Genomic DNA, 19,768 nt, shown 5'->3' with positions numbered 1-19,768 from the left:
ATCCCATTGTCTTGCACTTTCAGGGCAAGCGCCGGCTGGAAATCACTCCAGAAACGGTGGTGGGGACCAATCCCTTTTGCTTCGCCATCCTGATCAACGTATCCAGCCCTGCTGCCGTGGGCGCGGTCGGGTGCATCAGAACCAGTACTCCGTTGCCCATTTTGGGCTCGATCCGCCGAATCAGCACGTCTACCGACGGCTTTTGCCAGTCAACCGTGTCCGCTGTCCAGAGGATGGTCGTCATCTGGAAGTCGTGGCGGGCGATGTCGACGACCGCTTGATTGAACGCACCGGAGGGAGGGGCAAACAGCACAGGTGTTACCCCTAGTGTATGGCGGATCACCTCCTGTGTGCGGCCGATTTCCTGGCGAATGCGCTCACGGCCCAACCGGCTCATGTCGGGGTGGGAGTATGCGTGGTTGCCGATCTCGTGACCCCGGGCAGCAATCTTTTTCGCCCATTCCGGGAAGCGTTTGACCCACGACCCGTCCAGGAAAAACGTGGTCTTCACCCCGTGTTTGTCCAGCGTGTCCAGGATGGTATCGAGATACTCGTTGCCCCAGGCAACATTGATCATAAACGAAATGGCCGGCTTTTTTTCGTTCCCCCGGTAAACGGGGTGCGCACCCAATTGTTCCAGCGTGACCGCCGGAGGGACCTCCTTGTACACCAGCGACTCCGGGCCTGGCGTGCGGGACCGCTTCATGTTGGCCAGGGATGCCTCGACGTCCACGACGCGTCCGTTGTAACCGGGAATCGCTTTCCAGATGGGGTCGATCCGGGCATTGATCGGTGCCTCTTCCCGTCCCTGTTTCCACTGATCGATCAGGGCGCGCAGCCGTTCATCCCCTTCCAGGGAAAGCGCTGCCTGCACGGTCTGGCGCTTGACCGTGTCAACGTACTGATCGATCGGACCGTTGCTGAGAACAAAGAACAGGAGGACCGCACCCCCTCCCATAAACCACAAGCGTTTTGCCTTTTGACCCATGAGGGTTGCCCCCTTCCTTCTCTGCCGTACAACCTTTCTTTGTCCAGTGTATGTATGGAGAAAAACGGTTAGACGAAAAAAGAACATCCCTGTCAAAACAGAGATGTCCGTGTGCAGACGACGTGGTTGGCAAAACGCAAAACGCAAAAAGAAAAAGCTTCCGTACGCGAAGATACCTTCGAGTGACGAAGCCTTTTGCTTGTAAGTTATTCTGCTTTAGCAGCCGCACGCTGTGCCGCCTGTTCCTTCAGCACGGCCTTGCGGGACAGGTTGATCCGGCCCTGGTCGTCAATTTCCGTAACCTTGACGAGCACTTTGTCGCCGATGGAGACGACATCTTCGGTCTTGGCGACCCGTTCTTCCGCCAGTTGGGAAATGTGGCAGAGACCTTCCTTGCCGGCAAACAGTTCGATGAACGCCCCGTATTTTTCCACGCGCTTCACGGTGCCCAGATAGGTCTGGCCAACGGTTACCTCGCGAACCAGGTCTTCGATGATCTGTTTCGCACGCAGGTTGGCTTCCTGATCGACCGAGGCGATGTAGATGCGACCATCTTGTTCGATGTCGATTTTGACGCCCGTTTCGTCGATGATCTTGTTGATGACGCGTCCTTGGGGACCGATCACTTCGCGGATCTTGTCCGGATTGATCTGCATCGTGATAATCTTCGGCGCGTATGGAGAAAGCTGCGGCCGCGGTGCGGAGATCGTTTCCATCATGTGCTTGAGAATCACGAGCCGTCCTTCGCGAGCCTGTTCCAGCGCCTGCTGCAGAATCTCCCGGTTGATGCCGGAAATCTTGATGTCCATCTGAATGGCGGTAACCCCTTTTTCCGTACCGGCCACCTTGAAGTCCATGTCGCCGAGATGGTCTTCCATGCCCTGGATGTCAGTCAGGATGGAGAAGGTCTTGCCGTCGTTGCCCATGATCAGCCCCATCGCGATACCGGCAACCGGCGCCTTGATCGGCACGCCTGCATCCATCAGAGCCAACACGCTGGCGCAAATCGACGCCTGGGAGGTGGAACCGTTGGATTCGATCACCTCGGAAACAAGCCGGATGGTATACGGGAACTCGCTCTCAGACGGGATGATCGGTTCGATCGCCCGCTCGCCCAGCGCTCCGTGCCCGATTTCGCGGCGTCCCGGTGCCCGCAACGGACGTGCTTCCCCTACACTGTACGGCGGGAAATTGTAGTGGTGCATGAAGCGTTTGGACTCTTCCAGACCCAATCCGTCCAGGATCTGCACATCCCCCAGCGCACCGAGCGTACATACGCTGAGCGCTTGCGTTTGGCCCCGTGTGAACAGCCCGGAACCGTGCGTGCGAGGCAGCAAGCCCACTTCGCTGGACAGCGGACGAATTTCGTTGAGGGCCCGTCCATCCGGCCGGATTTTCTCCTCGGTGATCAGGCGACGCACTTCTTCCTTGACGATGTTGTGCAGCACCTCGTTGATCATCGCTTCCTGTTCCGGATACGTCTCCGGATTGAGCTCGGCAAAGTGCTGACGCGTTTCTTCCTTGATTGCGTCAATTGCGTCGTAGCGCGCCTGCTTCTCCTCGATGCGGATCGCTTCCTTCAACCGGGCTTCGGCATAGCTGCGGACAGCCTGGTCAATCTCCGGGTCCACTTCATGCAGCACGACTTCCATTTTTTCCTTGCCGATCTCGGCGACGATCTGATCCTGGAATGCGACCAGTTCCTTGATGACCTCGTGACCGGTCATGATCGCTTCCAGCATCACTTCTTCCGGCACCTGGTCGGCTCCCGCCTCCACCATGTTGATGGCGTCGCGCGTACCGGCCACGACCAGATGAATGTCGCTCTTTTCCATCTGTTCGACGGTCGGGTTGATCACGAACTGGCCGTCTACGCGCCCGACGATCACGCCGGCAATGGGGCCGTTAAACGGAATTTCCGATACGCACAGCGCAGCCGACGTACCGATCATCGCAGCGATCTCCGGCGAGCAGTCCTGGTCAACGGACAGCACCGTGTTTACCACCTGGACTTCATTGCGGAACCCCTCGGGGAACAACGGACGAATCGGACGGTCAATCAGGCGGCTGGCCAAAATCGCCTTTTCGCTGGGACGTCCCTCCCGTTTGATAAACCCTCCGGGAATTTTCCCGACTGCATACAGGCGCTCCTCGTAGTTGACGGTCAGCGGGAAAAAGTCAATCGGCTTTGCTTCCTTGGATACCGTCACAGCGGAGAGAATCGCCGTATCGCCGTACCGAACCAAAACCGAACCTTGTGCCTGCTTGGCCATCTTGCCGAATTCCAGCGTCAGTTTGCGGCCTGCCAGGTCAAAGTCGTATGTACGGTATTGTTGCTCCATGTTGCTAGCAGTCCTCCTTCACGACGTAGTGACACGTATACAATCTTTTTCTACCTATATGTATTATTTCCTGCCTGTTTGAAAATTAAATGGCACCCTGTGCCAGTTGCACGGGAAGAATGGAGTTTCGCCAGCGGTCGCCGGGCGCAGGATCGCCGAGAAGCGACTGGTCTGCAGCTCGTAACGTCACCCCGCTGGCGGAAAGAGGCGCAGACAGCAGAAAAAGCGGGATGAACCCGCTTTCCAACTGATGTCATTAGCGACGCAGACCGAGACGGTCAATCAGTACGCGATAGCGCTGAATGTCCGTTTCTTTCAGGTAGTTCAACAGATTGCGGCGCTGACCAACCATCTTCAGCAGACCACGACGGCTGTGGTGGTCTTTCTTGTGAACGCGCAGATGTTCGTTCAGGTTGTTGATGTTTTCGGTCAGGATAGCGATCTGAACTTCCGGAGAACCAGTGTCGTTCTCATGCGTGCGGAACTCTTGAATCAGTTGAGCTTTGCGTTCTTGAGACAGTGCCATCATGACTCACCTCCCTCTTGTCTATCCCCGTCAGCCGAGTCTGCCGCCGGTGAGTGTCGGACAGCCAAGCTGCGGTTATCTGTACAACGTTTTGAATTATAGCATACCGCTCATGGAAAAGCAAAGAAAAGATTTACACGTTCGCCTCGGCAAACTTCCGCTTGGCGTACTCCACATCTTCCCGAATTTGTGCGATCAGCGCGTCCACACCGGAGAATTTTTGCTCGTCGCGGATGAAGAACAGAAATTCCACTTCCACTTCTTTTCCGTACAGGTCTCCCTGGAAGTCAAAAATGTGCACTTCCAGCGACTTTTCCTTCTTCTCCAGCTCAAACGTCGGCTTGATGCCCACGTTCATCACGCCCCGGTAGCTTTGCCCGTCCACGTTGAAACGGACGCCGTACACCCCGTTTTTCCCGATCAGATACGGGCGTGATAGGCGCACGTTGGCTGTGGGGAAGCCGATCGTGCGGCCGCGCTTGTCGCCGTGGACGACCACGCCCCTGATCTTGTACGGCCGTCCGAGCAGCAGACGGGTCTGCTCCACGTTGCCATGGTGCAGATACTCACGGATGATCGTGCTGCTCACTTTTTCGCCCAACCGGTTGACCGGTCCGACGATGTCGATGCCGTACCGTCCCTCGCTTGATGCCAGCAGCGTCTGTGCAGTACCCATGCCGCGGTAGCCAAACGTGTAGTCAAACCCGACGACCACATGGCGGCAGTTGAGCGGCAGCAGGCACTCGGCGATGAAGTCCTCCGGGTAGACGGCCGCGAAGGCGATGTCAAAACGCATCACGTAGGTCAGATCTACGCCCATCTTTTCCAGTTGTTCCAGCTTATCCGCCAGCGGGGTGAGATACTGGCTGTACCCGGTCTGCCCCAGCACCTCGCGCGGATGGGGATCGAAGGTCATGATCGCGCTTTTCCATCCGTTCATCTTGGCCGTGTCGATCGCTTTCTGAATCACGCGCCGATGGCCGATATGTACGCCGTCAAAATACCCCAGGGCAATGGCGCAGGGGTCCGGCTGCAAATCCCGCGGCAGTGGATACGTCAAGGATATCGTTTTCACGTTTACACCTCGGTGGGAAAGACTTTTTCAGCCTTGGCAAAAAGACCTTTGGGGCCGCGGCAGACGCGGTGAATGCCTAGCAGCTGTTCGCCTGCAAACAGGCAGATCAGGCTGCCCTCTTCCGCCTTCACGCCGGGAAGAGCGGTGGACAGACCGTTCAGCACCGCTTTTGTCCGCTCAGGCGGCACCTGATACCTCGGCAAGAACGAGACCGCTTGCGACAAGGGGACCAACCAGGGGGACAAATCCTCACCGCCCGCGCTTTTTTCTTCCAGCAGCTCCAGCGCCACGGCGTCCCTTTCTGAAAACGGGCCGCTTTTGACGCGCCTCAACTGCTTCATATGGGCAGGATACCCCAGAGCTCGTCCCAGGTCAACACACAAGGTGCGCACATACGTGCCTTTGGAACACGTGCAGGAAAAGTGCACGTCTACGCCGTCGCCGTCCGGCCGGATGTCGTGCAGGTCCAGTTCGTAGATCGTCACTTTGCGGGCGGGGCGCTCCACCACTTCGCCCTCTCTGGCCAATTGGTACAGCCGCTTGCCGTTTATCTTGACGGCAGAGTACATCGGCGGCACCTGCTCGATCTCGCCCAGAAACTGGCTGAACACGTCATTCAGCCGCTCTGTCGTGATCTCCGCAGAGTCGACCGGCACGTGTTCCACCCGTTCACCGGCCGCGTCCTCGGTCGTTGTGGAGGAACCGAGGCGCATCACCACATCGTATCGCTTCGGAAGGTCCTGCAGGTATTCCACCAAGCGGGTGGCATGCCCCAGACAGACAGGCAGCACACCGGTCACGTCCGGGTCCAGGGTGCCGGCATGCCCCACTTTTTTCGTGCGAAACAGGCGGCGGATACGCGCCACGCAATCGTGGGAGGTCATTCCGGCCGGCTTGTCCAGCACGACGACGCCATGCCACTTGTTACTCATCGGCGTTCACTCCCAACGCCTGCCCCAGGGCGTTCCACACCCGTTCCTGCGCCTCCGCCAGCGTTCCGCGAAGCGTGCAGCCTGCCGCTTTGGCGTGGCCGCCGCCCCCCAGCTGCTTGGCGATCTCCGACACGTCCACGCGGCTGCGGGCCCGCAGGCTCACCTTCACCGTCCCCGGCTCCGCTTCCACAAACGACACGCCTACTTCCACGCCTTCAATGTTGCGGCAGTAATTTACCAGTCCCCCGGCATCCTCCCGGTCGGCCCCTACACTTTCCAAATCCTGGCGAGAAACAAAAACGGATGCCACCAGGTTGCCATGGGACATGCGCAGCGTCTGCAGCGCCTGCCTGAGCAGCTTGACATGGGACAGCGTGATGACTTCAAGACACCGCTCCGCCACGTCGCCCGGATTGACGCCGTACCGCAGCAAGCGGGCGGCGATCTCCATGTTGTACGGCGACGTGTTGGAGTAGCGGAAGCCGCCCGTGTCGGTCAAAAGTCCCGTGTAGATGCAGAGCGCAAAATCTTCGGTGATCGGCAGCCCGGCCGCCTCGTTCAGGTCATACAGAATCTCTGCCGTGGCCGCCGCATCGGTGCGAATGACGTTTACCGCACCAAAGGCGTCGTTGGTGGGATGGTGATCGATATTGAGCAGGGCGGCGTCGGGGGCAAACAGATGACGCACGTCCCCCATTCGCGACGCATCGGCGCAGTCGACCGCGATCACGGCGGAAAAGGTGTCGCCGGCCAAATCTTGCGAAAGATTGCAAATCCGCTCAAACCGGGGCAAAAATGAAAATTTGTCCGGCGCGCCGCTCTCATTGACGAGCACGTATGATTTTCCCAACTGTTCCAGCATTGCGGCCACAGCCAGTGTAGAACCGATCGCATCCCCGTCCGGGTTGACGTGGGAGAGAATCAGGAAGCGATCGTGTTCCCGCAGGAACCGGACCGCTTCCTCCAAGGCACGGCGATAATCAGTCATCCTGCTTGTCTCCTTTGGCACCTTCTGTGGAGATTTCACGGAGAATCGATTCAATCCGGTTCCCGTAATCGATCGACTCATCCAGTTTGAATACGAAATCGGGCACGTGGCGCAGCTTTACACGCCGGCCGATCTCCGTGCGCAGATAGCCCTTTGCCTTTTGCAGCCCGGCCAGGGACGCCTTGCGCTGTTCGTCGTCGCCGAAAATGCTGACGAACACCTTGGCCAACTGGAGATCGCTGGTCACTTCCACATCCGTTACCGTGACGAAGCCGATGCGCGGGTCCTTCAGGCCGCGCTGCAAGAGGACGCTCAGTTCTTTCTTGATCTCCTCGCCCACCCGGCTCATCCTCGTCTTGTTCATTTCTGTCACCTCCGCTGGCGTTAGTCGTAGTATTCCGTATCGGCGCGAATCAACTCCACGCCGGGATGGTTTTCCACCAGACGGACAGCCGCCTGGATTTGTTCCTGCAAAAACGACCATTCATTAGCAACGGCAGCGATACCCAGCACGGTACGCTGCCACTGCTCTTGACAGGCCAACTCCGCCGCGGAGACGTTGAAGCGGCTCCGCAGCTTGCCAAGTATGCTCTTGACGATGGCCCGTTTCTCCTTTAGATTGCGGCAGGCGGGCAGAAACAGTTCGATCCGCGCCCCCGCCAGCATTACTGCTTCACTTCCTCCATGATGAAGGCTTCGATCACGTCGCCGACCTTGATATCCTGGAAGCGCTCCAGGGTCAGGCCGCACTCGTAGCCGCTCATCACTTCGCGTACATCATCCTTGAACCGCTTGAGCGTATCCAGCTTGCCCTCGTAGATGACCACACCTTCGCGGATCACGCGGGCGCCAGCATCGCGGGTAATCTTGCCCTCGGTGACGTAGCAACCGGCGATGTTGCCCACTTTGGAGACCTTGAAGATTTCGCGGATTTCCGCCTGGCCGATGATGGTCTCCTTGTAGACCGGGTCCAGCATTCCTTTCAGCGCCTGCTCGATCTCGTCGATGACGTTGTAGATGACGCGGTGCAGGCGAATGTCGATTTTCTCCTGTTCCGCCATGTTGCGGGCATTTGGCTCAGGACGCACGTTGAAGCCGATCACGATGGCGTTGGACGCGTTGGCCAGGGTGATGTCGGACTCCGTAATCGCCCCTACACCGGTGTGAATGATCTTGACACGCGTGCCGTTCACATCGATCTTCTCGAGCGCGCCGCGGAGCGCTTCCACGGAGCCCTGCACATCCGCTTTCACGATCAGGTTGAGCTCTTTCACATCGCCCTCCTGAATGTGCTGGAACAGATCGTCCAGGGAAACGCGCGTGTTGGCGCGCCGTTCCGATTCGCGCTGCTTGGCTGCGCGCGCTTCACCGATGGAGCGGGCCTTTTTCTCGTCTTCGAAGACCATGAACTGGTCGCCCGCCTGCGGAACGTCATTCAGACCGGTAATCTCCACTGGCGTGGACGGTCCTGCTTCCTTCAGACGGCGTCCCTTGTCGTTTACCATCGCACGGACGCGGCCATATGCGGTGCCCACGACGATCGGGTCCCCGACTTTAAGCGTACCATGCTGCACCAGGACGGTTGCCACCGGTCCGCGCCCCTTGTCCAATTCGGCCTCGACGACGGTACCGCGGGCGCGCTTGTTCGGATTTGCTTTCAACTCCTGCACCTCGGCAACGAGGAGGATGTACTCCAACAGCTCCTCGAGGCCGATGCGCTGTTTTGCGGAGATCGGGCAGAAAATGGTGTCGCCGCCCCACTCTTCAGCCACCAGTCCATACTCGGTCAGTTCCTGCTTGATGCGCTCGACGTTTGCCTCCGGCTTGTCGACTTTGTTCACGGCGACGATGATCGGCACGTTTGCTGCCTTGGCGTGGCTGATGGCTTCCACGGTTTGCGGCATGACACCGTCATCCGCTGCTACGACGAGAATGGTAATGTCGGTGATTTGCGCACCGCGGGCACGCATCGTGGTAAACGCCGCGTGGCCGGGGGTGTCCAGGAACGTAATTTTCTTCCCTTTGACTTCCACCTGGTACGCACCGATGTGCTGGGTGATGCCGCCTGCTTCACCCGCTACGACGTTGGTGGAGCGGATGGCGTCCAACAGGGTGGTCTTCCCGTGGTCGACGTGACCCATGATGGTGACAACCGGCGGACGTTCCACCAGATCGGCCGGGTTATCCACTTCTTCAATCGTCTCGAAGTTGGTTTCGTCGATGACGATCTTCTCTTCCACTTCGACGTTGTACTCGGAGCAGATCAACTCGATGGCATCGCGGTCGAGATCCTGGTTAATCGTCGCCATGATACCCAAATTAAACAACTTTTTGATGATTTCCGCCGGTTCCCTGCGCAGTTTTTTCGCCAGTTCTGCGACGGTAAGCGACTCGGTGAAGGTAATTTTGGACGGCGGATCCGGCAGCTGGCGCTGTTGCTGTTCGCGCCCCTGCTTGCGGTTCTCCTGACGTTTGTTGCCGCCTTTGAACGGCTGATTTTTCTTGCTGTCGTCGAATCCCTTCTTGCCGCCCGCACCTTTTTTGATTTTTTCCCGCTTTTCCAGGGAAACTTTGGGCGGGATTTTTACCTTGTCCTCAAAGTCGTCGCCTGCGCGCGGATCGTCATGTTCATTGACCGTTGGCTCATGTTGGGCAACCTGCTGCTTGCGATCAAATGGTTTTGCGGATTGGCTTTTCATATCGCTCGGTTTTCTCTCCTGATTCTTCCCCTGATTTTTTCCTTGTTGCGGACGCTGCTGGTCGGCACGCTGGCCGCCGCCCTGACGGCTTGCTCCGCGATCAGACGGGCGTTCGTTGCGACGCTGCTGCTGAGGCTTTTGCTTCCCTTTCGACTCCTCTGTCCGCTTCTTGTCGCCTTCCTGTTTGGGCTTCGCCTCCGCCTGACCGGCGGGCCGCTGTTGTTCCGGCTTGCCGCCGCTCCGCAGCTTGGCAAGGTGATCTTCAATTTTTTTGATCGTTGCTTCATCCATGATACTCATATGATTTGCCACTTCTATGTTCAGCCGCTTTAACAAATTGAGGATTTCCTTGCTGCTCATGTTATGCTGTTTGGCGTATTCATACACTCGAGTCTTCAAGTGATCTTCACCCCTTCTGAATTAGGTGAGCAGGCGCAGTATGCTGTCCGCCAGATTCCCGTCCGTAACCGCTACGGTGACACGCCCTTCCTTGCCGATGGCGTGCCCCAGCGCGTACCGGTCGCCTGCCGTTACGCACGGAACACCGTAATAGGCGCACTTGTCACGTACCTTCTTCGTCGTGTTGGCAGAAGCGTCGGCCGCGAGCAGCACCAGCTTGGCCTGACCGGTTCGCACTGCCTGAACGACCAGCTCCTCGCCGGATATCACCTTGCGTGCACGCATGGCCAACCCCAGCATTTGCGCTGCCTTGGGGATCATTGTCCCATCATCTCCAGCCATTTCTCACGGAACGCGTCGTATTTTTCCTGGGTGATGGACATGTTCAGTGCGCGTTCCAGCACTTTTTTCCACTTGCCCGAAGCAAACGTGTCCGGCTTCAGACAGCTTTCCTGACGGCACACGTACGCCCCGCGCCCGGCTGCCTTGCCAGTCGGATCGATGATAATCTCTTCGTCCGGGGTCCGCACGACGCGCACCAGTTCTTTTTTCGGAAACATTTCCTGACACACGATGCATTTCCGCAATGGAATTTTCTTTTGCTTCATGGCTATTCGAGGTCAGCCCCCTCATCGCCCGCTTTCGGGTAGGCGATGCCTTCCTGTTCAGCCTGTGTCTCGCTCTTGATGTCGATCTTCCAACCGGTCAGCTTGGCCGCGAGACGGGCGTTTTGACCGCGCTTGCCGATTGCCAGCGACAATTGATAATCCGGTACGATCACGCGGGTCACTTTCTCGGCAGCGTTCACTTCCACGTGCAGCACCTTGGCCGGGCTGAGCGCGTTGGCCACGTATTCCGCGGGATCTTCCGACCAGCGCACGATGTCGATCTTCTCGCCCTTCAGCTCGTTGACGATGGTCTGTACGCGCATCCCTTTAGGCCCCACACAGGCGCCTACCGGGTCGACGTCGGGGTTGATCGAATGGACGGCGATCTTGGAGCGGTCGCCGGCCTCACGTGCGACGGATTTGATCTCCACCACGCCGTCGTAGATTTCCGGCACTTCCAGTTCAAACAGCCGTTTCAACAGGCCGGGATGCGTGCGGGAGACGATGATCTGCGGTCCTTTGGTCGTCTTTTCAACTTTGATGATGTAGGCTTTCACCCGATCCTGGGGCTTGAAGTCGTCGGTCGGCATTTTCTCCGTGATCGGCATCACTGCCTCCGCCTTGCCCAGGTCAATGTAGTAGTTGCGGGCATCCATGCGCTGGACCACACCGGTGATGATGTCGTCCTCCCGCTCGATGAACTCGCTGTAGATGAGTCCGCGCTCTGCTTCACGAATGCGCTGGGTCACCACCTGCTTCGCGGTCTGAGCGGCAATGCGGCCAAAGTCGCGGGGCGTCACTTCGATCTCGACGATGTCATCCAGCCGGAAGTTGGGATCAATCTCCTGCGCCGCTTCCAGAGAAATCTCCAGACGCGGATCGAGCACTTCCTCCACGACCGTTTTGCGGGCAAACACACGCACCTGGCCGGTGTGGCGATTCACGTCTACGCGAACGTTTTGCGCCGAATTGAAATTCCGTTTGTATCCGGAAATGAGGGCCGCTTCGATGGCCTCGATCAACACGTCTTTGGAAATTCCTTTCTCTCTCTCAATGGCTTCCAATGCCTCAATAAAATCGGCGTTCATGATTTTCGTTGCCTCCTCCTTTACGAACACACACCCGCGGGATTAGAAGACGATGGCCATCCGGGCCGCGTCGATTTGGTCCAGGGAAATGACGTAGGTTTTTTTCGCTTCTTTCACTGTCAGCTGTCCGTCCTCGAAGGATACCAGTTCCCCTTCGAACACGGTTGAGCCTTCCAGCGGCTCCTTGGTTACGATATGTACATGCCTGCCGACAGCCTTGCGAAAATCGCTTTCCTTGCGCAGCGGACGCTCTGCTCCCGGTGACGACACCTCCAGGAAGTACGCGGTAGGAATAGGGTCCACCTCGTCCAGACGCTGACTCAGCCGCTCGCTGACAAGGCCGCAGTCATCAATGTCGATGTTCCCGGTTTCATTGTCGATGAACACGCGCAGAAACCAGTTGCTGCCTTCTTTCTTGTACTCGATGTCAACCAGTTCCAGACCCAGTTCGTCGAGAATGGGCGTAACCAGTTCGGTGACAATGTCTGTTACCTTGCTCAAGCAAGTACCTCCTTGTCGTTGAAGCATGGGGTTCGGCCAGAAAGAAAGAGTGGGTTTCCCCACTCTCGCTCTGCGTGCGTATAACCAGTATTTCCAAAAAAATTATAGCATAACAGCCTGTCGTTGACAACCGTGTGTTACCCAAATCCCGACAGGCCCCTCCGGACCGCTCCTCGTCCGGAGTCGTCAGAACAGCGAGAGCTGATTGGATTCCGGCAGCCCTTTAAGGGCTCCCTGCTCCTCCAGATATTCCAGGATGCTTTTGGAAATCCGGGCGCGGGTCAAGAGGTCTTCCTTGGAGAGGAACTCTCCTTCCTCCCGTGCCTTGACGATGCTGATCGCCGCGTTGGTCCCCAGACCGGGCAGAGCGTTGAACGGCGCGATCAAACTGTTGCCGTCGATCAGGAATTTGGTCGCATCGGAACGGTAGAGGTCGACGTTGGCAAAGCGAAAACCCCGCTCCACCATCTCCAGCGCCATCTCCAGTACGGTCAACAGCGCCTTCTCCTTGGGCTGCGCCTCGTGTCCCTTTTCTTCGATTTCCTCGATTCTTTGCCGGATTGCCGACGAGCCCTTGACCATCAACGGAATGTCGAAGTCGTCCGCTCGCACCGTGAAGTATGTTGCGTAAAACTCAAGCGGGTAATGCACCTTGAAGTAGGCGATCCGCACCGCCATCATCACGTAGGCGGTAGCATGCGCCTTCGGGAACATGTACTTGATCTTCTGGCAGGACTCGATGTACCATTCCGGCACGTTGTTGCGGCGCATTTCTTCCTGGTCTTCTTCGGGAACGCCTTTTCCTTTGCGCACCGACTCCATGATCTTGAAGGCGCGGGACGGTTCCAGCCCCTTGTAAATCAGGTACACCATGATGTCGTCGCGGCACCCGATCACCTCGGACAGCTTGCACGTCCCGCTGCGGATCAAGTCCTGCGCGTTGTTCAGCCAGACGTCCGTACCGTGGGAAAGACCGGAGATCTGCACCAGCTCGGCAAACGTCGTCGGCTTGGTGTCCTCCAGCATCTGCCGCACGAATTTGGTACCAAACTCGGGAATGCCCAGCGTCCCCAGATTGGTGCGAATCTGCTCCGGCGTGACGCCCAGCGCCTCGGTCGAACTGAAGATCGACATCGTCGCCTTGTCGTCGAGCGGGATCGTCTTCGGATCGATGCCGGTCAAATCCTGCAGCATGCGGATTACGGTCGGGTCGTCGTGGCCGAGAATGTCCAGCTTCAACAGGTTGTCGTGGATGGAGTGGAAGTCAAAATGCGTGGTCCGCCACTCCGATTCGCTGTCGTCCGCCGGGTACTGGATCGGACAAAAATCCTCGATCTCCATGTAGTCGGGCACCACGATGATTCCGCCCGGGTGTTGGCCAGTCGTCCGCTTGACGCCGGTGCAGCCGTTTACCAGCCGGGCGATTTCCGCGTTTCGCAGCGTCAGGCCGCGCTCATCCGCGTATTTGCGCACGTAGCCGTAGGCGGTCTTTTCCGCAACCGTGCCGATCGTTCCCGCGCGGTAGACGTTGTCCACGCCGAACAGTTCCTGCGTATACTTGTGGGCGCGCGGCTGGTATTCGCCCGAGAAGTTCAGGTCGATATCAGGGACCTTGTCCCCTTTGAAGCCGAGGAACGTCTCGAACGGAATGTCCTGTCCGTCTTTGGCCAGCTTGTGTCCGCAGGCGGGACAATCCTTGTCCGGCAGGTCGAAACCGGAACCGATCGAGCCGTCCGTGATGAACTCGCTGTGCCTGCAGTTTGGACAGCGATAGTGCGGCGGCAGCGGATTGACCTCGGTGATCTCGGCCATCGTGGCCACGAAGGAAGACCCGACGGAACCGCGGGAACCGACGAGATAGCCATCCATCAGCGACTTGGTCACCAGCCGCTGGGAGATCAGGTAAATCACGCCGAATCCGTGTGTGATAATGCTGTTCAGCTCTTTTTCCAGGCGCTTTTCCACGATCTCCGGCAGCGGATCGCCGTACAGCTTCTTCGCCTTGTCGTAGCACATCTGGCGCAGCTCGTCATCTGCTCCCTCGATGATCGGCGTGTACAACCGGTCAGGGATCGGGCTGACGTCCTCGATCATATCGGCAATCGCGTTGGGGGCGGTCACCACCACTTCGCGCGCAGTCTCCTCGCCGAGGTGGGCAAACGCTTCCAGCATCTCGTCCGTGGTGCGCAGATAAAGCGGCGGCTGGTTGCCCGCATCAGGGGAGCCTTGCGACAGCAAAAACACGTCTCGGAAGATGTCGTCCTGCGGATTGAGAAAGTGGACGTCCCCCGTTGCCACCACCGGTTTGCCCAGTTCCTTTCCGATATCGACGATCAACTGGTGGTATCCCTTCATCGTCTCCAGTGAGGGAATCTCCTCATTGCGCAGCAGCGGCGCGTAGTGATCCAGCGGCTGCAGTTCGAGAAAATCGTAGAAGGCGGCTACTTCTTTCAGCTCGTCCCGCGTCTTCCCGCGCAGGATCGCCTGCATCAGCTCGCCCTCTTTGCAGGCCGTTCCGATCAAGAGCCCGTCGCGGTACTTGACGAGCTGGCTGCGCTGAATGCGAGGGACGCGGAAAAACGTCTCCACGTGGGAGCGGCTGACCAGTTTATACAGGTTTTTCAGCCCGGCCTTCGTTTTTACCAGCAGCGTGGCGTGGAACGGGCGGCCGCTCTTGTAGTCTGCCTCCGCATTGCTCCGCTCGTTCAGATCGGCCAGGGTTTTGATCTCCGCCTCCCGGATGTCTTTCAGCATGTACTGGAAGACGTGGGCCAGCGCCACGGTGTCATCCAGTGCGCGGTGGGCGTTGATCAGTTCCACGTTGAACTTTTTCGCCAGCGTGCCCAGGCGGTAGTTGCGCATGCCCTTGTAAAGCAGGCGGGCCAGCGGCAGCGTATCCAGGAAGGGGTTGTTCCACGGCTCCATCCCGATTCGCTTGGCGCAGGCATTAATGAACGCCTTGTCAAACTCCGCGTTGTGCGCCACGAGCACAGCGTCACCGGTAAACTCCTTGAACCGGCGCAGGACCACGTCCAGCGTCTCCTTGCCGCGCAGCATTTCGTTGGTGATCCCGGTAATTTCGGTCGTCTTGGGGCCAATCTCGATCTGGGGATCGATCAATTCCGTCCACTTGTCGACAATCTCCGTGCCGCGCATCTTCACCGCAGCGATTTCAATGATCGTGTGCTCCGCTGCGTTGAGACCGGTCGTCTCCGTGTCGAACACGACGTACTCGGTGTTTTCGTCGATCGGCAGGTTGTTCTCCTGAGTCAGGTTGTAGACGATGTCTACGCCGTCTTCCACCACGTACGCCTCCATGCCGAGGATGCACTTGATGTTGTTCTTTTTGGCGACGCTGTACGCTTCCGGGAACGCCTGAACGACGCCGTGGTCAGTGATGGCGATCGCTTTGTGCCCCCACTTGGCCGCCGTGCTGATGAGCGACTTGACGGAGGCGACGGCATCGAGCGCGCTCATCGGCGTATGACAGTGCAGTTCTACCCGCTTCTCCTCGGCTGTGTCTTTTCGCACGACCTGTTCGATTTGGTTGATGTCGTTTGCGACCATTACCAGTTCCCGCAGGAAGGTGTCATGCTGGACGCTGCCGCGCACTTTTACCCACAAACCGTCCTTTACGGCCTCCAGCATTTTGACGTCTTCCTTGTCGCGGGAAAAAATCTTGACCGTCAGCGAATCGGTGTAGTCGGTGATGTTGAACGTCAACAAATGGCGGCCGCTGCGCAGCTCCTTCAGTTCCGCGCCAAACACCGTGCCCTGGATGGTGACGCGCCGCTCTTCGTCCTGGATCTCGCGGATCGGTAGCGGCTCGTCCTTGATCTCGTAGCCGATCATCAGCGTGGTCACTGCCTCTGTCTTCTCACTTTCCTTATTCTCTTTCTCCTGCTGGACCGCGCTCATGACCTCTTCGATCAGCGCCCGCTCCTCTTCTTCCCGCTGCTCCATGAACGCCTTGTACGCCTCGTCGTTCTCTTCGGCCAAAAACGTAAAGCGCGGCACGCAGGCCGTCACTTTTTCAAAGGCGGCGGCCAGTTCGCTGTCCGCTTTCTTCCGCTTGGCCATCTCGACCGCCATCTCCGTCGGCAGGTACACGGTTACGCTCTGCGCCTCCACTTTCCGTTTCGCCTGGCGCAGCGTGACCGCCAAGGAGTTGATCTTTTGTTCCAGATTCTCCAGCAGCACGTCCCAGTACTGGCTGACGGCCTGCTCCACACTCGGCTGTTCGCGGTAGCGGAATCGGGCGTCCACTGTCGCCAAATGGGAAAAGCTCTGGATCAGACGGCGCATAAAGGCCTGATAGATCTCCGCCGGCAGCAACCGGGGCAGTGTAAAGGTAAACACCCACTCCTTGTTCTGCCGGTAGAGTTCCAATTTATCGATGTGCCCATCAAGAAAAAATCGCTCCACCCACTCTGCCGGCAGATCCAACTGTTTCACCAACAGCGAGAAGCGATGTTTTTGCTCTTCCAACCGATTCACGGTTCTCCACCTCAATCATGCCATCAGTACAAACCTGTCTGAAAAAAACAGGGGGTACTCCCACGGTTCAACGGGAGTACCCCGATTTGATTCGACAAAATCAGCCGAATCCCTGCTTTCTTTTTACGCGTGGACCAGTTCCGCCCCCGTCCGGTCGACGCGAGTCAGCAGATCTTTCACAAGGGTGACCAGTTCGTCGCGTTTTACCTCGTGCGTTTCACCAGTTCGGCGGACGCGGACTTCGACGACGCCCTCCTGCGCGGCCCGGTCGGAGATGGTGATGCGCAGCGGCAGGCCAATCAGGTCAGCGTCCTTGAACTTCACGCCGGCGCGCTCAGGCCGATCGTCGTACAGCACCTCGATGCCAGCCGCCATCAGCGCTTCGGTGATCTGTTCACTCGCACGCCGCTGCTCCTCCACTTTGGTGTTGACCGGAATGACGTGGACGTGGAACGGCGCCACGGACACGGGCCAAATGATGCCGTGTTCGTCGTTGTTTTGCTCAATCACGGCGGCCAGAGTACGGGAGATGCCGATGCCGTAGCAGCCCATGATCATCGGCTGGCTGCGCCCGTTCTCGTCGAGGAAGGTGGCGCCCATCGCCTGCGAGTACTTGGTGCCCAGTTTGAACACGTGGCCTACTTCCACCCCGCGGGCAAATTTGATGACACCGCCGCCGCGCGGGCAGACGTCTCCCTCCATGATGTTGCGCAGATCGGCGTAACGAGACACGGTAAAGTCCCGGCCCGGCTGCACATGGATGAGATGGTAGTCGGCTTCGTTGGCGCCCACGATTCCGTCGTAGACGTCCTGGACGAAGTTGTCGGCGACGATTTCCGTTTTTTCGTCAGCGAGACCGACCGGCCCGACAAAGCCTGCCGGTGCGCCGCTCACTGCCAGCACCTCTTCTGCGGACGCAAGGCGTACCTGCGTCGCGTCGAACAGGTTTTTCAGCTTGACTTCGTTCAACTCGTGGTCGCCGCGGACGAGCACCATCACCAGCTTGTCGTCGATCCGATAGATCAGGCTTTTGATGATCCGGCTGGCGTCCACGCCAAGCGTTTCCGTCAGTTGGTCAATGGTTTTTACACCAGGCGTGTGGATTTTCTCCATCGCAGGTGTTTCTCCGGCCGGTTTGGGGGAAGGCTTGTACACCACTTCCGCCTTTTCCAAATTGGCAGCGTAATCGCCCTCTTCCGAATAGGCAATCGTGTCTTCACCGATGTCGCACAGCGCCATGAATTCGTAGGTTCCTTTTCCGCCAATCGCTCCCGCGTCCGCTTCCACGGCGCGGAAGTTCAGGCCGACGCGAGTGAAAATGCGGGTATATGCATCAAACATCGCCTGGAAGTTTTTGTCCAGCCCTTCCGGCGTGGTGTCAAACGAGTAGGCGTCCTTCATAATGAACTCGCGGCTGCGGATCAGGCCGAAGCGCGGTCTGACCTCGTCGCGAAACTTCGTCTGAATCTGGTACAGGTTGATCGGCAGTTTTTTGTAGGAGTTGATTTCGTCCCGCACCAGGCTGGTAATCACTTCTTCATGCGTCGGACCAAGCGCAAACGAACGTTCGTGGCGGTCCTGCAGGCGCACCAGTTCGGGACCGTATACGTCCCATCGGCCCGTTTGATGCCACAATTCCGCCGGCTGCATCGCCGGCATCAGCAGTTCCTGGGCCCCGGCGCGGTTCATCTCTTCGCGCACAATGGTCTGGATTTTCTGCAGGCTGCGCAGCGCCAGCGGCAGGTAGGTGTAAATCCCGGATGCCAGCTGACGGGCCATGCCCGCCCGAAGCAGCAGCTTGTGGCTGGCAATCTCCGCATCCGCAGGCACTTCCCGCAGGGTGGGAATCAACATCTGACTTTGCTTAAACACACGCTTGTCCTCCTTCATGCATCGCACAACTGCGTCGTCAAACTTTTTTCGCAAAGCAAACCCACGTGCCTGGGGAGCCTCGCAGCGGGTGTTTCCTCCGCCCGCTCGCAAGGGGCCGCCGCTATGCACGTGGGTTTGTCACCGGTTAGAACGTGTTCTTATCCAACCGTGGCAGATTTCCGCTCTTCCACCAATTCGTGAATTTCTTTCATCAGCTCTTCGAACAGTTCCGTTTCCTTCACTTTCCGCACAATCTCCCCGTTGCGGAAAATCAGTCCTTCGCCATTGCCCCCGGCGACGCCCACATCCGCTTCGCGGGCCTCGCCGGGACCGTTGACGGCACAACCCATGACGGCAATTTTCAGCGGTACCTTCAGCGTGGAAACGGCATCCTCCACCCTGGTGGCCAACCCGATCAGGTCAATCGCACAGCGTCCACACGACGGGCAGGCAATCACCACCGGGTCGTTGTTGACGATGTCCAGGCTGCGGAGAATCTGTTTCGCCACCTTGATCTCCTCGACCGGGTCAGCCGTCAACGAGACCCGAATCGTATCCCCGATGCCCATCGACAGCACAGTGCCGATGCCGACCGCCGACTTGATGCTGCCAGAAAACTGCGTCCCTGCTTCGGTAACGCCGACGTGAAGCGGATAGTTGCGCTTCTCCGCCATCAGCGAATAGGTCTGAATCATCGTCGGCACGTCAGACGACTTCAGGGAGATGACGATGTTGTCGTAGTTCAGGTCTTCCAGAATGTGGACGTGGTCCATGGCGCTCTCCACAATCGCTTCCGGTGACGGATACCCGTACTTTTCCAACAGCCGTTTTTCCACGGAACCGGAGTTGACACCGATGCGAATCGGAACGTTGCGCTCCCGACACGCCTCGACGACCGCTTTCGTTTTTTCCTTGGAGCCGATGTTACCGGGGTTGATGCGAATCTTGTCGATGCCGCTTTCCAAGGCGATCAGCGCCAGACGGTAATCAAAATGGATGTCGGCGACGAGCGGAAGCGGGGAGCGTTCCTTGATTGCCTTGATGGCGCGCGCCGCGTCTTCGTTGATCACCGCCAGGCGGACGACTTGGCAGCCGGCTTCATACAGCCGCTGGATTTGTGCCAGCGTGGCTTCCACGTCGCGGGTGTCCGCCGTCGTCATCGACTGGATCACGACGCTTTTTTGTCCGCCGATCTGTACGCCTCCAACATATACCGGTTTCGTCTCCTCGCGCTTGTACATAGAGCACCATCC

General features: G+C 58.2%; 16 protein-coding genes. All 16 read right to left on the bottom strand.

Annotated features, from left to right (window positions below):
- Nucleotides 1-19: 19 nt before the first annotated feature.
- The 16 genes from Q7F15_RS09110 to ispG all read right to left on the bottom strand — a co-directional run bounded on the left by Q7F15_RS09110 (nt 20) and on the right by ispG (nt 19,756).
- Nucleotides 20-988, bottom strand: a complete 969-nt coding sequence (locus tag Q7F15_RS09110; RefSeq protein WP_212132451.1) for a polysaccharide deacetylase family protein — start codon at nt 986-988, stop codon at nt 20-22.
- A gap of 206 nt (nt 989-1,194) precedes the next feature.
- Entirely contained in the window at nt 1,195-3,330 is a 2,136-nt protein-coding gene (gene pnp / locus Q7F15_RS09105; protein WP_212132452.1) for a polyribonucleotide nucleotidyltransferase, read from the bottom strand.
- 256 nt (nt 3,331-3,586) lie between these two features.
- Nucleotides 3,587-3,856, bottom strand: coding sequence for a 30S ribosomal protein S15 (gene rpsO / locus Q7F15_RS09100; RefSeq protein ID WP_171564749.1), 270 nt, complete (start codon nt 3,854-3,856; stop codon nt 3,587-3,589).
- 133 nt (nt 3,857-3,989) lie between these two features.
- Nucleotides 3,990-4,931, bottom strand: a complete 942-nt coding sequence (locus tag Q7F15_RS09095) for a bifunctional riboflavin kinase/FAD synthetase (protein ID WP_171564684.1) — start codon at nt 4,929-4,931, stop codon at nt 3,990-3,992.
- A 2-nt stretch (nt 4,932-4,933) separates the two neighbouring features.
- Nucleotides 4,934-5,863, bottom strand: a complete 930-nt coding sequence (gene truB / locus Q7F15_RS09090) for a tRNA pseudouridine(55) synthase TruB (protein ID WP_171564683.1) — start codon at nt 5,861-5,863, stop codon at nt 4,934-4,936.
- A complete protein-coding gene (locus Q7F15_RS09085) occupies nt 5,856-6,851 on the bottom strand; it encodes a DHH family phosphoesterase (protein WP_212132454.1) in 996 nt (331 codons plus the stop codon). The genes truB and Q7F15_RS09085 overlap by 8 nt, the downstream gene beginning before the upstream one ends.
- The gene (gene rbfA / locus Q7F15_RS09080; RefSeq protein WP_171564681.1) at nt 6,844-7,215 is read right to left on the bottom strand and encodes a 30S ribosome-binding factor RbfA; all 372 of its coding nucleotides are present in this window, start codon (nt 7,213-7,215) and stop codon (nt 6,844-6,846) included. Before rbfA ends, Q7F15_RS09085 begins: the two co-directional genes overlap by 8 nt.
- Before the next feature lie 20 nt (nt 7,216-7,235).
- On the bottom strand, nt 7,236-7,517 hold the full coding sequence (locus tag Q7F15_RS09075) for a DUF503 domain-containing protein (protein WP_171564680.1): 282 nt from the start codon (nt 7,515-7,517) through the stop codon (nt 7,236-7,238).
- Nucleotides 7,517-9,949 carry a translation initiation factor IF-2 gene (infB, locus tag Q7F15_RS09070; RefSeq protein WP_171564679.1) on the bottom strand — a complete coding sequence of 811 codons (2,433 nt, stop codon included), beginning with the start codon at nt 9,947-9,949 and terminating at the stop codon, nt 7,517-7,519. Before infB ends, Q7F15_RS09075 begins: the two co-directional genes overlap by 1 nt.
- Before the next feature lie 21 nt (nt 9,950-9,970).
- Nucleotides 9,971-10,270, bottom strand: a complete 300-nt coding sequence (locus Q7F15_RS09065) for a YlxQ family RNA-binding protein (protein WP_171564678.1) — start codon at nt 10,268-10,270, stop codon at nt 9,971-9,973.
- Nucleotides 10,267-10,557: an RNase P modulator RnpM gene (gene rnpM, locus Q7F15_RS09060; RefSeq protein ID WP_029098991.1), complete on the bottom strand. Its 291-nt coding sequence runs from the start codon at nt 10,555-10,557 to the stop codon at nt 10,267-10,269. The genes Q7F15_RS09065 and rnpM overlap by 4 nt, the downstream gene beginning before the upstream one ends.
- 2 nt (nt 10,558-10,559) lie before the next feature.
- Nucleotides 10,560-11,645: a transcription termination factor NusA gene (nusA, locus tag Q7F15_RS09055; RefSeq protein ID WP_171564676.1), complete on the bottom strand. Its 1,086-nt coding sequence runs from the start codon at nt 11,643-11,645 to the stop codon at nt 10,560-10,562.
- Nucleotides 11,646-11,687: 42 nt separating this feature from the next.
- On the bottom strand, nt 11,688-12,146 hold the full coding sequence (rimP, locus tag Q7F15_RS09050) for a ribosome maturation factor RimP (protein WP_171564675.1): 459 nt from the start codon (nt 12,144-12,146) through the stop codon (nt 11,688-11,690).
- Nucleotides 12,147-12,332: 186 nt separating this feature from the next.
- Nucleotides 12,333-16,643 (bottom strand): PolC-type DNA polymerase III, encoded by a 4,311-nt coding sequence (locus Q7F15_RS09045; RefSeq protein WP_171564674.1) that lies wholly within the window; start codon nt 16,641-16,643, stop codon nt 12,333-12,335.
- Nucleotides 16,644-16,766: 123 nt separating this feature from the next.
- On the bottom strand, nt 16,767-18,497 hold the full coding sequence (locus Q7F15_RS09040) for a proline--tRNA ligase (protein WP_230077893.1): 1,731 nt from the start codon (nt 18,495-18,497) through the stop codon (nt 16,767-16,769).
- Between the two features lie 176 nt (nt 18,498-18,673).
- Nucleotides 18,674-19,756: a flavodoxin-dependent (E)-4-hydroxy-3-methylbut-2-enyl-diphosphate synthase gene (ispG, locus tag Q7F15_RS09035; RefSeq protein WP_171564672.1), complete on the bottom strand. Its 1,083-nt coding sequence runs from the start codon at nt 19,754-19,756 to the stop codon at nt 18,674-18,676.
- Nucleotides 19,757-19,768 lie beyond the last annotated feature (12 nt).

The sequence above is a fragment of the Brevibacillus aydinogluensis genome, from assembly GCF_961514395.1.
GTDB classification, from domain to species: domain Bacteria; phylum Bacillota; class Bacilli; order Brevibacillales; family Brevibacillaceae; genus Brevibacillus; species Brevibacillus aydinogluensis.
The sequence above is the reverse complement of the archived record's forward strand: the minus strand, read 5'-3'. Positions and strand labels throughout refer to the sequence as shown.

Excerpts from the sequence above, each read along its gene's own strand:
- Q7F15_RS09110 (WP_212132451.1), bottom strand. The coding sequence starts at position 988 with ATGGGTCAAAAGGCAAAACGCTTGTGGTTTATGGGAGGGGGTGCGGTC.
- pnp (WP_212132452.1), bottom strand. The coding sequence starts at position 3,330 with ATGGAGCAACAATACCGTACATACGACTTTGACCTGGCAGGCCGCAAA.
- rpsO (WP_171564749.1), bottom strand. The coding sequence starts at position 3,856 with ATGGCACTGTCTCAAGAACGCAAAGCTCAACTGATTCAAGAGTTCCGC.
- truB (WP_171564683.1), bottom strand. The coding sequence starts at position 5,863 with ATGAGTAACAAGTGGCATGGCGTCGTCGTGCTGGACAAGCCGGCCGGA.
- Q7F15_RS09085 (WP_212132454.1), bottom strand. The coding sequence starts at position 6,851 with ATGACTGATTATCGCCGTGCCTTGGAGGAAGCGGTCCGGTTCCTGCGG.
- rbfA (WP_171564681.1), bottom strand. The coding sequence starts at position 7,215 with ATGAACAAGACGAGGATGAGCCGGGTGGGCGAGGAGATCAAGAAAGAA.
- Q7F15_RS09075 (WP_171564680.1), bottom strand. The coding sequence starts at position 7,517 with ATGCTGGCGGGGGCGCGGATCGAACTGTTTCTGCCCGCCTGCCGCAAT.
- Q7F15_RS09065 (WP_171564678.1), bottom strand. The coding sequence starts at position 10,270 with ATGATCCCCAAGGCAGCGCAAATGCTGGGGTTGGCCATGCGTGCACGC.
- rnpM (WP_029098991.1), bottom strand. The coding sequence starts at position 10,557 with ATGAAGCAAAAGAAAATTCCATTGCGGAAATGCATCGTGTGTCAGGAA.
- nusA (WP_171564676.1), bottom strand. The coding sequence starts at position 11,645 with ATGAACGCCGATTTTATTGAGGCATTGGAAGCCATTGAGAGAGAGAAA.
- Q7F15_RS09040 (WP_230077893.1), bottom strand. The coding sequence starts at position 18,497 with ATGTTGATTCCCACCCTGCGGGAAGTGCCTGCGGATGCGGAGATTGCC.
- ispG (WP_171564672.1), bottom strand. The coding sequence starts at position 19,756 with ATGTACAAGCGCGAGGAGACGAAACCGGTATATGTTGGAGGCGTACAG.